Origin of the sequence: Chromobacterium indicum, assembly GCF_039708975.1 — a bacterium.
In the GTDB taxonomy this organism is placed as follows: Bacteria; Pseudomonadota; Gammaproteobacteria; order Burkholderiales; family Chromobacteriaceae; genus Chromobacterium; species Chromobacterium piscinae.
In genome coordinates this window covers 42,303-54,914 of sequence record NZ_JAYFSJ010000012.1, presented here as the reverse complement: position 1 = coordinate 54,914, position 12,612 = coordinate 42,303, and the positions used below count along the sequence as shown (strand labels likewise).

The following is a 12,612-nucleotide window of genomic DNA, read 5'->3' as shown; positions in this document are numbered from 1 at the left end:
CTTCACGCCGCGTCCCGCTTGCGAAAGCGCCACAACCTGCGCGGCAGCAGTAGGTTCAGATAGGCCAGGTCGGCCAGCTTCAGCCACAGCAGCACCGCCGGCACCTGCAACAGCCATCTCTCGGCCTCGCCCGGCGACCACTGCAAGCGGTCCAGCAACAGTCCCAGCAGGACGACGCCGGCCATCGCGCCGACCACCCTCAACGCCATGCCCAGGCCGTCGCGGCGGCGCAGCGCGCGGGCGAGGCTGTCCCGCTCCTGTTCGGACTCGACCTTGGCGGCCAGCAATTGTTGTACAGACCAGTACATGGACATCCTCCGTTGGCATTTCCGATACGGCCGCGCGGCCGCTCCGGCGCCAGCCGGAGCGAGCCGCGCTAGCCGGCGCGCATCAGTCCAGATAGCTGCACAAGCGACGGCCCACCCAGCCGCCGACGCCGGCGCCGGCCGTGGCGCCCAGCACTGCGCCGGCGGGGCCGCCGGCCGCGCCCAGCACGCCGCCCAGGCCGCCGTAGAAACCGCTGACCAGGTCTTGGCAGCCGGCGCCGGCGCCGGAGATGTCTTCCAGTTGCTGTATCGAAACTTCACGGATTGCCATGCTCTACTTCCTTCAGTTGAATCAGCCTTGTCTGCGGAAGGCCGTTACCGCCCGGCCGAATGGCCGAAATCCTGCTGCGACCGATCAGGCTCAGCCCGGGAAGGCGGGGCCGGCCTCCGGCACGCCGCTGACCCAGCCGCCGGCCCCGGCGCCGAAGCCGCCCGGCGGCAGGCGCACCCGTATCCGGTAGTCTGCCCCGCCGTCCTGCCAGCGCCGCAAGCAGACCCCTGCCTGCCGCGGATCGGGCCGGCCTTGTCTGACGTCGACGACCACGCCGACAAGCGGCGGCGAAGGCGGGGACATGCCCTGGTGGTAACGCATGCGCATCGCCCGACCCGGCGCCACCCCCGCCGCAGATTTGCCATTGGCATAAAATGTGACAAAAAATGGCTCGCTCGCCCCGTTATCGCCGTCGCGCTGCCCGCACAAGCGGTACTGCCGCGCTTGGTCCAGCATCGCCAGGCCCGCTACCAGCAGCGCCGTCACCAGCGAGGCCGCCAGGCATACTCGCCACTTTGGCTCGAAAGGCTCCGGCTCCGGTTCCGCGGCCGTCTTTCGCTCGAAAACCTCGCGCCGGAACAAGCCGCGCGCGCCGGCCGGAAAAATGTCGTCTGGCTCCATCGCGTTCAGATAAAAATATTTCCCGGAATTGATATCGCTCTGAAACGGAGGGAAAAATATCGATATATATCAATTAATTAATTATTTAAATTGATTTCTATCTGCATTTTTATACTCACGTCATTTATTGAAACCCATAGTATTTAGCCGGCCTTTTTATGTCAACTGTGAATATCAAAATTAGCAATATGATATTTTTAGATATATAAATCACAAGGACAACTGGAATGAAAAAAGCCCCGGCTGGCGGGGCTTTGCGTACGGGCGTCGCAGGGACGCGGCGGGATTCGGGGTCTACTTCGATGCAGAATGTTGATAACAACCATTACACAATTGAATTCATTCAATTTTTTTAGATATAAAACTTTAATGTGTACCTAAGTGTGTACCTTAGACATATCGCTCGAACATGCTCAAAGACGGAGTGTCCATCCCTATAGGCTATTCTGCAGCGGTAATTTTAAACCTCCTAGCCTAGTGGCCAGGGTCACGACTCACCGGTCTGCTTAACAACTTTGTGTATGACTAGTATTCCAATACCGAGCGAGTATCTCCGCCAAGCTACACAACGAATCCTTTCGAGGGCTACTGACCATTGCGGCATCTTTTTTTTGCCCCCCTCCGCCAGTCTCCGCTACAGCTGTAGGCGGTAACTGTGTCGACACAACGATTGCCCCAGAAGGCACAAGCTCCTTCTTCTTGGCCTCATCCATCAATCGTTCGAATGCCACCCGCTGCGACACATCCCAACGTCTCGCCAACTGTTCCAACACCTGCTTTGCCTCTCCCGTTACCATCATGCTCAGTCGCTTGCCATCCCCAGCATTCCGTTCCCGAAATGCGGCTTGCCGTTCTGCGTTAGTCTTTGCCATCACACCCTCTCCAACGTTCGGGAGCAGGATCCTTCCATTGCCCTGCCCCCCCAATTGATTACACCACCCCTGTAACCTCTGCAGAACCGTGATTCCCCTTTGGCAGGGATGCCCGCCTGATCGGACTGCGCCGCAAAGTCCGATCAGTCAGCCTCGGCAAGAACTGGAAATAGCGGTCCATCTTGGTCAGGTATGGCACCACCCGCTCCTTCAGCGCCGTGCGCTTCTCTTGATCATCACGATGGATCATTCCTACGGCGCACTGTGGCTTACCGTGCCACTTCTGGTTGCAATTAAAGAACAACCCATCCCGACCAGTAATCTCGACCCAGTACTGGCCCAGCGTCGCCGCAATCGTGATGTCTTCGCGATGGTGACGGCCATCGAACAACATCAGCACATGGAAGTGCAGGCCCTTATATGGCGCCATTTCCATCTTCACCACGTAGCCAACCATGTGCGTGAAGAGACCATGAGGTGCATTCTTCTTCAGGAACACTTCCAAGTCTTTCTTGGCACGCTCTTCTGGAATATGACGAGCAAACTCACCTTGCGCCATCCCATCTGGCTTGCGATAGCCGAGATCAAGACGTATCACCAATAAGCGAGAGTGGCATTCAAAAGACCAAGCCAGAAATTTCTCTACACTTTTGGTGTTTTTATTAACTCGACGATTATTTGAGCTTTCCGCTAGCTTGAACTCTTTTGTCTTTGCTGCTGCTCTTACCTGATCGACAAAATCATTTAATTTCTTGACAAGCTTCTGTGCACACATGGCATTCCCTTCACGATGAGCCTGCAATTGATCAACAATCCCAGAATCATACGCAACTCGGATAAACGTAGAAATTTCAGCCTCCAAGGCAAGACCATCTAAAAATTTTCGGTACTCTGGACTGGATAGCAAATTAAGCACGATACGAATCGTATTCCCAAGAGGAGACTCTCTTAGAAAATAATCCTCCGGCCTAGGTGGAGCAAAACTTTTATTCTCCCTATATTCCATTTTTTCTTTGCAAACAAGCTTAGAAAATTTGTATTTTCTTTTTTCTGCCTTGAATTGATTATTTTTTGATTTAATGGCAGCAAGCGCTGCACTTATAAGAAGCCTGATCTTATCGACACTATCCACTATTTGTGGCGAGATATAGTTCAAAGCATCCCCATCCTCATCACATATGTAACCGACCATGTGCATAATGTCATTGTGGTGATTGATACTTACATCGTTCTTTTTCTTAAGATTATCCATACCTATCTCTTGATCTTGTTTATTAAACATAATACTGATAACAAATAGATAACATTCACTACACCGTCGTCACACACCCGCAAAGCGGGCTAGCCGGGCACTTTCTAGGCCAAAAGCCAGCCATACCGATGCTTTTTCCTTGCTGATGGATGAAAGAATTAGTTCCAATGTCAAAGCCAGGAAAAGCTATGCACAGACCCACTCGCAGTAGCTGCAATCCAGGCCGTCATGCCATTTAAATTGATTCTTCGGCATCGGAAAACTAGTTCTTCACTTATAAAATCAAAGGTTTAAAAATTATCCGAGTTTGCCCTTCAGAGGGGCTCACCGTTCACCTGCGCGTCTACTTACCCACCTAGCCAATACCATTCGGTGGTAAAAAAATACAACTGATCACAACTGATATGGGAAGCGGGACGGTCGCGATAAGATGCGTCATGGCTAGATCAACGGCATGCCCGCTGGCACTCTTGCAGATAAGCCTCTAGCTCGTGCTCCAACCAACCGATGGCCTTAGGACCAAGACGGATAGGCTTCGGGAAGCGCGGGTCATATCGGGGGGAGTTCGGGTCCAGCTTGTCGTATACCGTGGAACGGGACAATTTGAGACGGGACACAACCTCCTTGCAGCGCAAGATGATCGTGTTCAGGGAAGGGGTAACAGCAGTCATTTGGACCTCCTGGGTCACTGTTGGAATCGATGACCGAACGATAGCCACCTCCAACCAAGCCTGCTGATTTCTGCTAGCAAATAAATATTTTATTTTTGCAGAGAATCCTACTTCATTGATTTAATTGATTTTTTAATTCAGCACTAGCATCCAACAAAGGACTGCCTAAGCAGATGGAGGGAGTTCATGCGTTTGACACCTTGGAAAGATGCAAGCAACTCTCAAGTACAGACCATAGCAGTGCCAGGAGCATCAATTCACAATGCCCTGGCATTTTCAATCTTCTACAGTGCGCTGCTTGCAGGTAAACTATCGAACCTGCTCATTAAATAAAGCATCCGTACCCGGCATTTCCCTGATCCACTTATAAATACTTGAAACCGGATATTCATAATCAGGATACTTTTTACGCTTTTCGGCAGTTACTTTAAATAGCAGAGGAAGTCCCGCATTTTTATCACTAGACTTCTCTGAAATTGTCTCTGCCGCTTTGAGCATAGATTTCCAGGGGCCATTCCCTCTAACGTACTGATAAACCTCATTGCGTAACGGTTCAAATTTTGCAGCCTTTTTTATTGCTGCATTAGAAGCAACCTTACTGCGTGCACTCTTAGCTGACTGCGTAATTGCCTTACCCGCCCCCAATGACCCCCACATGTTACCGCACCAAAAGCAAGCATCAAGAAGAAGCCCCTTAGCTAACAACTCATTCCCCTCGGCATAGGCCTGAATAGCCTCTATCGCATAACTTTGTGTGATGACAAATAACGCGCCTTGAGTGCTAATTTCTTCAATAACGCCACTTCTGGCTTGCTCTTGAATATCTTGCAATGCACGATCCCCTGATACTTCAACCTCCATCAGGTGATCAATATATACTTTTTCAAACTTAGCGCACTCTTCAAGCCTCTCTGGCCAGACTTGATGATGAAAATCAAGGCATCGTGATAAAATATCAGCAGCAACTTCATTAACCGTCAACTCTTCCCGTGGTGTGACATCAGAAAACAGCACTTTCATTCCCCTTTCAAGTACAGTAGAGCCTCCCCAATTGTAACAGCAACCTATGATTTCGATAAAAACAAATTAAATACACAATACTCTCTTGACCCGTATGAAATGATTCGATTAAATGGTGCACTTCATCACTAGGAGTATGGCATGGATTTGCAAGCACTGAGTTTTGTTGAATTGAAAGATCTTCTTGCACAGGTTCAAGCGGAAATTGGTCAACGCGAGAAGGCTGAAAAGGCTGAAGCGAAGAGCAAGATCCTTGAGCTGGCTAAAGCTCATGGTTTGTCTTTGGATGACTTGTTTAAGCAGGCTGAAAGCAAGGCTAAGAAGCCTGTAGAGGCGAAGTATCGCCATCCTACCGATGCGTCGCAAACATGGTCTGGACGCGGTCGCAAGCCGCTGTGGGTGCAAGAACTGCTGGATCAAGGCAAGACGCTGGAAGAGCTGGCTATTTAATCGCAACATCGCAAGACTCATTCTGTTGCGAAGGAATGATGCCAGGCAGGATTAACCAGGCTCATATTTGAGCCTTTTTTTATAGCGCTTACCAATCCGCTCGATGATGTCGCACTGCTTGCACCAGTGTCCCCGTATAGCGCTGTTAGGGGTCGCCATCCAATGATGGCCACGATGGCAGACCCAAGCCAGCTTGTGATGAGTATTGATATATTCAGAAGACAAGCAGGCTCCACCACGGGCCTTGGCTAGCGTTTGCATAGCAGTGATGGAGTGACGTCGTCGGCGCCCATGGCAACGAGGGCAGCCAGGCGTTATCCGAAGCGCATTGGGCGTAGCCATCCATTCATGGCCATGCTCACAGCGCCAGTGAAGAGGCGTACAACTGCTGACGTAATGTTCAGACAGGCAAGTCCAGCCCTGCCGGCTCGCCCAGACTTGCCACTGCTGTAATTTTTTTGCCCTTGGTCCGTTGCAGACCGAGCAAAAGTAGCCTTTGACCAGCTTGCTGGCGGTACGGGTGAAGATATGGCCATCAGCGCAACGAAACCGAAGTGGGATGCGACTATGGCGATAGATGTCTGACAAGCACTCACCACCCCAAGCCAAAGCCACGTTACGCACCACCGCCAGCTTGTCTTCGGCGGTTGAGGATGCAACGTGAAACCAGGCGCCAATTGCATCGTTAACTGTTATGGGCCAGTCATTAGACGGGGATGGTAGCTTCTCTTGTTTCATACGGGAAATAAAATGCCAGCCTACCCGCAGGCAGGCTGGCATGTCAGAAGAACACGCGACGGTGACAATCATTCATCCTCTGGAAGCGGGGCATCCCTGTCTGGCTGACCCTGCTTGGCTATTCATTCTTCACGGGCTGTGATCGGCGCGATGACGATCAACCCTGCGCTTCTTTCTCGTAGCTTTGCAGCGTCCACGTTACCGCTGCCTCCAGTTGATCCGGTTTGCCGCGCAGGCGATCCAGCCAGCTCAACCGTTGCGGCACCGGGATGGCCGGGAAGCGCTCTCCCGCGATGAAATGCCGGCTCACGCTGGCCATGGCGTGAGCCGACAGCTCGGCGCACCATACTCCACTTTGCGGGCAAGTCGCCTGACTTGGCGCCGCGTAGCCCAGCTTGATCTTCGGCGGAGTCTGCGGCTTGGGCAACTCGGTCTTGGGCAGGCCGGTGGCCGGGTCCAGGTTCTTGGCCTTGGCCAGTTTCACCACCAGTTTTTCGTCGGGTTTGGCCGGCGGCGTATTCGCCTTCCATTCTTTTTCCCACTCGAACGTGCCATCCCATGGCGGCAATTTGGCCGGTGGCAAGGGCACGATCTTGTCGATGTCGGGCACCTTAGGGTTGCGGCCGTCGTAGTGGTTCAACAAGGTCCAGATAGCGTCGTAGCGCCTCACGCGCTCGGGGTCTGGTTGAACGTTTAGATAATTTAGATCGCTCTCGCTCTTGCTTTTTTCTGGGTCAAATGCATCCCGCAACCCTAATGCACTACCAGAATGCCCCGCTTTCACCGCCTGCTGATAAGCGTACAGCGATTCGGGATAATGCTTGTCAACATCCAAAGATATCCCCAATTGATACGCTGCTTTGGCATGACCTTGCTCCATGGCGCAACGCAGCATCTGCCTCCCGATCTCGCGCGCTAATTCGGGCGTGTTCAGCAGGTCGCCGACATAGGCTTGGGCATCGGCACTGCCCAGGTCCGCCGCCTTGCGGAAATACATCAGCGCCTTCTCATTGTCCTGATCGTAGCCATAGCCGATTTGCAGGTAGTGACCGGTCAGGTAATAACCATTGGAAATATTGTCCGCCACCAGTTGCTCATTCAGGTCCAGCACTTCATTGACGGCATCGGGAGAGGCCACTTCGCCCTTGCCCACCATCCGTTGCAGGTTGTTGTTGGCCTTGTAGTGGCCATGGGCGGCGGCGATGCGGTACAGCCGACCGGCTTCGGGCAGTAGTTTCGGCTGGTACTGCAGTTGCAGCCAGCGGGCATACTGGAATAGCTGGTCCGCATCCGGGTTCAGCTTGGGCAAGTGATCCGCTTCATGCACGCAGCTGAAGGCCAGCTTGGCCTGCACCGCCTTGAGATCGGGTTGGTGTTCCATCGGTGTATCCTTGTGGCCGCAGGCGGCCAACAGCAAAGGTAAGACGAGCCAGGCGAGACGCATTGTTTAGTCCAGGTCCTTGGTGCTACTGGTGTCGTTGCTGAATTTGACCAGCGGGGCTATGGGTGGCTGTTTGACTTTTCGGCGGTCAGCATTCTTATTCATAATTTTATCCCATTGCTGATATACAGCCGCAAGCTGCTTCGGCTTGGTGGCATCCGCTGTATTGCCCTGGCCCACGGTATGCATATTCCACAGGTGCTGCCGTGCTGCACGGGTGATTTCCGGCTGGCAATGGCAGACATTGATCTCGCTGTCGCACACCATGCTGCGCAGATTGATGTTGGCTGAGCCCAGGGTCATGAAGGTGTCGTCGATCATCATCAACTTGGCGTGGATATAAACGTACTGCCAGGGCTGGCCAGGCTGGTAGCCGGTCATGGAAACCAAGGAACAAACATGGGTCTTCAGGCCGGGAATCTCGCCCTCGACGAACTTGCCCTGGTTGGCCTCGGCCTGCTCCTGCTTCAACGCGGCCAGTTTCTTGCGCCGTTCCGGCAGATCGCTCAGGGGCTGGCTGGTGCGTTTGGCATTCTGGTTTTCACCGATCTGCACCTCCCGCTCCGCCTGCTTGACCTGCTCGTTGATGCTGCTGCGCGCCAGTGTCGGCATCTGACTGCGCTTGCCTAGGGCATCCAGCATCTTGTAGGTGTTCTTGACCCCCAGGCCCATGCCTTCCGCATTGTCGTTGGTCACGACCATCAAGTACACGGGACCATGCTGGCCGGGATCGCGGCCAAAGGCCAACTGGTTCTTGACCGCCTGCTTGGTGGCTTCGGCAAAGTTCACCCAGCGGAAATACTGGTTTTCGATATAGATGTACTGGCAGGCATGATTGACGGCATTCAGGTACAGGTGCTTGATATCCTGCACCGTGAGCTCGTCCTTCACCTTGCCCTTGGGCCGGGTCTGGCTTTGCGTGCGGGCAATCTGCGCCATGGCCCGTGAGCCCAGGCTTGGCCTAGGCGTGAAATGCTTCAACTCCAGGTGCGCGCGCTTGCCAGTCAGATTCTCGCCGGTCGCCTTGTCCCAGCCCGCCACGAAATTATGGTTGATGTGCACCAGCACCGGGCCGGTCAGCCGACTGGAAATGTCATGCCGGGCGGTCGCGCCGTTGCGGCCCAGATGCGGCTCCTGTTGCACGTAGTGGTGGTCGTCCCGGTCCCAGTAGGCATCCAGCATGTTGTGCCCCATGACAAAGCCCAAGGCGCTCTCCGGATGCTCATAATCGATCAGCACGGTTTTTTGGTGATGGCTGGGGAATTTGGACGTGGCGGCCGCATGCATTGTTGATGCGCCATTGCGTACCAGATTCGGCAAAATGTAGGCATTCTTGTCGATATCGTCGAAATGCCGCGTGCGGAACTGGATGTTTTTATTCGCGCGAATGTCCTGATGCCAGCCGATATCGTAACACTCCTGCAGGAAGTTCTCGTTATCGCCGCGCTTCACGTTATAACCGGGGTTCATCACCTCGGGGATCTGAGAAATCGGGTCATTCCAGGTCAGAATCCGGACCTTGACACCCTCCAGCGACTTCATTTCCAGCAGCTCGCCTATGGGCATGATCTTGTCTTTGGGATGCAGCTTGCGCCGGGTGAATGGCAGCTTGCCGGCCATGTCATCGGCGATTTTGTCGATGTTATCTGCGGTCAGCGGCGGCAACTGGGGTTGCTGCAAATAGTACTGGATCGGTGGTGCGCCTGCGCCGCGCTTGAAATACATCGAGGGCTGAAAGCCCCAGCAGACGATGTCCACACTGTATTTGGCGGCCAGAATGGCGTCGTATATGGCGCCGAACGCTCGTTCCCCGTTGATCAGCGGCTCGAAGGTGGCGTTCACTTCGTGAAATTCCGGCTTGTAGCCGGGAGGATTGTTATCGGCCAGGAACCAGGGGGTGGAGGTTCGGGTGGTCTGATGCTGGGAGGGGTCGACATTGTGTTGACGCGGTTTATGCTTGGCCAAAGGCTGACTCATGCCTGTTCTCCATCGCCGCGGTTCGGCCCGAAAAAGTCTTGGTACTGATCCAGCTTGCCGGATTGTTCGCCATGATTGATGCCGCCATTGGCTAGCTCGTCATGCGTCGGCTTGGCATACGACGGTACCATGTTGAAATGGCGCTTCAGCCCGTTGGCCAGCTCCATCGTGTATTTCTGAGTCAGCACGCTATGTTCCACCGGGATGTGCCCGCTCTCGTCCAACACCCCTTGCTTGATCATCGCACCATCGGCATACAGCTTGAAGGGCATACCGGGGACGGCATGGTCACCCTCGACAAAGCTATGATTCACTTTCAAGCCGATGTTCTGCTTCGGGATGCTTTTCGGGAAGGCCGGATGCGCCACGGTCATCTTGTCGGGTCCGCTCAGATTATGCTCAGCGCCCTTGACGCTGACCGTGCCGGGGCAATGCAGCTCGATGTTGCCGCCCGCGAGACGGATGTAGGCACCGCCGCCCACATTGAGCAGGATTTCCTCCTTGGCCGCGATGGTGATGCTGTCCTTGCAGGAAGTGATGGTGACATCCTTGTCCGCCGTCCACTCCATCGCATCGCTTTGCGCCAGAATCTGCACTTTGCCCTTGGCGGCAATCAGCTTCATCGCCGCTTTGTCTTTCACCCCGGCGACGAACAGGCTGATGTGCTTGCCCACGTTGTGAATCCAGCGCCGGCCGGTAGTGTGGTTGGCATCGCGTTGGGCGACGAGGTTGAGGTTGGCGCCTGCAGCCAGCGTTTGGCTCTGCTCGGTCAGGCTGGCGATGCCGGCGGGGCCGGACAAAACCAATTGCGGTTGCTGGCCAGCCTGATCTTTCGCTGTCTTGCCGTCTTTGTCGGTATTGCTGCCAGCTTCCCAAGCGGCCAGGGCATCCAATTGATGCTGCATGTGGCCCTTGGCTTTCTTGCCAGCTTTGGCGTTGTCCTCGCCGATCCCATCTGGGCCGGTTTCCATGGTATCGGCCAGTTGGCCTGTGGCGGTTTCGGCCAGCGCCTGGCTCAAGGCCACTGCGGATTGCAGCTGATTCTGCGCATGCTCGCGCGCCAGTTGCTTGCCGCCTGCGCCATTCTGCGCCTCGGTGGACAGCAACAGACCGTGCGCGGCGCGAATAGCGCCGTGGTTATCGGTGCGCAGTTCAAAGCCTTCGCCGCGCGGCTGGGCCTTGCCGTTGCTTCTGGGTTGAGTCAGGAAGCCCTGATTCAGCTGTGTCTTGCCCGGTTCGCTGGAAAGCTTGGCGCGCACCTCGCCCGGCGTGTCGTCGAACAGCAACTCGTTGTAGCTGCCGCCCTGGTGTTCTTTCGATTTGATCCCGGATAGCGTCTTGTTGGCCGGCAGGCTGCCGGCGCCGCTGAAGTCCGGCGGTGGATGGCTGCCGTTGTACAGCACGCCGGTAATCAAGGGCCGGTCGATATCACCCTCAATGAAATTGACCAGCACTTCCTGGCCGATGCGCGGGATGAACTGGTGGCCCCATGCCGCGCCGGCCGACGGCATCGCCACGCGCAGCCAGCAGGAAGACTTGTCGTCCATGCCTGCGCCGATGGAGGGGTGTTCTTCCTGCCGCTGCCAGTGGAATTGCACTTTGACGCGGCCTTGCTCGTCGGTATGCACTTCTTCGCCGGCAGGACCCACCACGGTTGCGGTTTGAGTGCCCTGGCTGGTCGGTTTGGCGTGCGCGGTGCCAGCATAGACTGGCGTTAGCGGGATGCCGCGGCGCTGGGTCTGGATTGAGGTAGTGAAAGGAGCGGCATTCTGTTCCGCGCCGATATGTTGCGCCAAGTCGGTTGGCAGGTTGTTGCGGGCTTGGAAGGTTTGTCCGGTGACGACAAATTCGCGGCTTGCTGGTGCATCGCTATCGTGAGCAGGGTGTTCGTCCAGACGGAACCATTCGCCCGGCAATAGGCCGCGCACCGAGCCCGTGCCGCTGAAAGACTTCGCTTGAAAGTCATTGGCCTGCTGCCGTAGCGCGGCGTATTGGCCCAGTTGTTCCTCGTCACTAGCGTAATACAGCCCTGGCGCGTCGTAGTGCGTCAGGCTGCTTTGCAAAGACTGGCCGGCTTGTCCTTGGTCGATACGGCTTTGGTCGCCGCTCTGCTGAGTGTAGACCGGCTTGTAATCGTAGCTGGCCAACGCCACGGCTCCAGGCACGATCTGGCGTGCGGCTTCCCAGCCGGTAAGACCATCCTCCTCTTCGGTGGCATCACTGCGGTGGAAGCGCACCCGTCCCAGCTTGGAACCCGGCAGGCTGTGGGCATCATCAAAGATGGCCAGTTCCACTTGTGGTCCATCGTCATCCAGGTGAAGGAAACGCCACGCGTAGCCCTCCTCGTGGAGCAGCCTGACGATGAAATCGAAATCGCTCTCGCGATATTGCAGTGCGTAGCTGCGGGGTTGGGTGGGTTTGACCTGGATGTCCAGCGTCTGCACACGGGCGAAGGCTGGATTGGCGGCTTGATGCTCTGAGAGGATCTGCTTGACGATGTCTGGGACCGACAGGTCCTGGAATACGCGGGAGGTCTTACGGTGGCGCAGCAGGGCAAACGGCGGCTCGATGGTCAGCTCATACTTGGCAAAGCCCCCATCCGATCCCGCCAGCCTAGCCTGGCTTACGACGCCGCAACGGATGGTTTCGTCGCCATCGGCGTCCTGGATACCGATGCGAGCGGGCTGGCCCAGCAGAGTCTTGAGCTCGATATTGCCATCCGGCGACAGGCAGGTCAGCGTGTAGCGGTAAGGCTTGGATACGCCTTCTTCGCCATCTAGGCTCAACGGCAGCAGCTGTTCGGAGGCGATCTGGCGGCTGCCCAGCGCCAGCGTGAGCAGCCGTTGTTCTTGATTGAAGGCGGAGGCGAAGCTGGCGAGCAGTACGTTTAGGTCCATCAGGAATCCAAACAAAAATACCCTCTGCCGAGGGTATGCCATTAAACAAAGGTGAAAATTAGAATTTTATGAAGCA

The 12,612-nt window shown here is 55.4% G+C and carries 11 protein-coding genes; 1 reads left to right on the top strand and 10 read right to left on the bottom strand.

The window, feature by feature from the left end:
• Positions 1-2: 2 nt before the first annotated feature.
• From VA599_RS16840 to VA599_RS16820, 6 genes are all read right to left on the bottom strand, one after another.
• Entirely contained in the window at positions 3-308 is a 306-nt protein-coding gene (locus VA599_RS16840) for a hypothetical protein (RefSeq protein WP_161627418.1), read from the bottom strand.
• A gap of 82 nt (positions 309-390) precedes the next feature.
• Positions 391-597, bottom strand: a complete 207-nt coding sequence (locus tag VA599_RS16835; RefSeq protein ID WP_346789650.1) for a hypothetical protein — start codon at positions 595-597, stop codon at positions 391-393.
• A 90-nt stretch (positions 598-687) separates the two neighbouring features.
• On the bottom strand, positions 688-918 hold the full coding sequence (locus tag VA599_RS16830; RefSeq protein WP_152526943.1) for a hypothetical protein: 231 nt from the start codon (positions 916-918) through the stop codon (positions 688-690).
• Positions 919-2,148: 1,230 nt separating this feature from the next.
• A complete protein-coding gene (locus VA599_RS16825; RefSeq protein ID WP_346789647.1) occupies positions 2,149-3,342 on the bottom strand; it encodes a YagK/YfjJ domain-containing protein in 1,194 nt (397 codons plus the stop codon).
• A 446-nt stretch (positions 3,343-3,788) separates the two neighbouring features.
• Entirely contained in the window at positions 3,789-4,013 is a 225-nt protein-coding gene (locus VA599_RS24200; protein ID WP_429838827.1) for a helix-turn-helix transcriptional regulator, read from the bottom strand.
• A 309-nt stretch (positions 4,014-4,322) separates the two neighbouring features.
• Positions 4,323-5,033 carry a hypothetical protein gene (locus VA599_RS16820; RefSeq protein ID WP_346789645.1) on the bottom strand — a complete coding sequence of 237 codons (711 nt, stop codon included), beginning with the start codon at positions 5,031-5,033 and terminating at the stop codon, positions 4,323-4,325.
• A 141-nt stretch (positions 5,034-5,174) separates the two neighbouring features.
• Here VA599_RS16820 and VA599_RS16815 point away from each other — a divergent pair, with 141 nt between their 5' ends.
• The gene (locus VA599_RS16815) at positions 5,175-5,483 is read left to right on the top strand and encodes an H-NS histone family protein (protein WP_346789643.1); all 309 of its coding nucleotides are present in this window, start codon (positions 5,175-5,177) and stop codon (positions 5,481-5,483) included.
• A 51-nt stretch (positions 5,484-5,534) separates the two neighbouring features.
• On the opposite strand, the gene VA599_RS16810 is transcribed toward VA599_RS16815, so the two are convergent.
• The 4 genes from VA599_RS16810 to VA599_RS16795 form a co-directional block, all read right to left on the bottom strand.
• Positions 5,535-6,293 (bottom strand): hypothetical protein, encoded by a 759-nt coding sequence (locus VA599_RS16810; protein ID WP_346789642.1) that lies wholly within the window; start codon positions 6,291-6,293, stop codon positions 5,535-5,537.
• Between the two features lie 85 nt (positions 6,294-6,378).
• Positions 6,379-7,665: an SEL1-like repeat protein gene (locus VA599_RS16805; RefSeq protein ID WP_346789640.1), complete on the bottom strand. Its 1,287-nt coding sequence runs from the start codon at positions 7,663-7,665 to the stop codon at positions 6,379-6,381.
• Positions 7,666-7,668: 3 nt separating this feature from the next.
• On the bottom strand, positions 7,669-9,639 hold the full coding sequence (locus tag VA599_RS16800; RefSeq protein WP_053073535.1) for a phospholipase D-like domain-containing protein: 1,971 nt from the start codon (positions 9,637-9,639) through the stop codon (positions 7,669-7,671).
• Positions 9,636-12,536, bottom strand: a complete 2,901-nt coding sequence (locus VA599_RS16795; protein WP_346789638.1) for a type VI secretion system Vgr family protein — start codon at positions 12,534-12,536, stop codon at positions 9,636-9,638. Before VA599_RS16795 ends, VA599_RS16800 begins: the two co-directional genes overlap by 4 nt.
• Between the last annotated feature and the right edge of the window lie 76 nt (positions 12,537-12,612).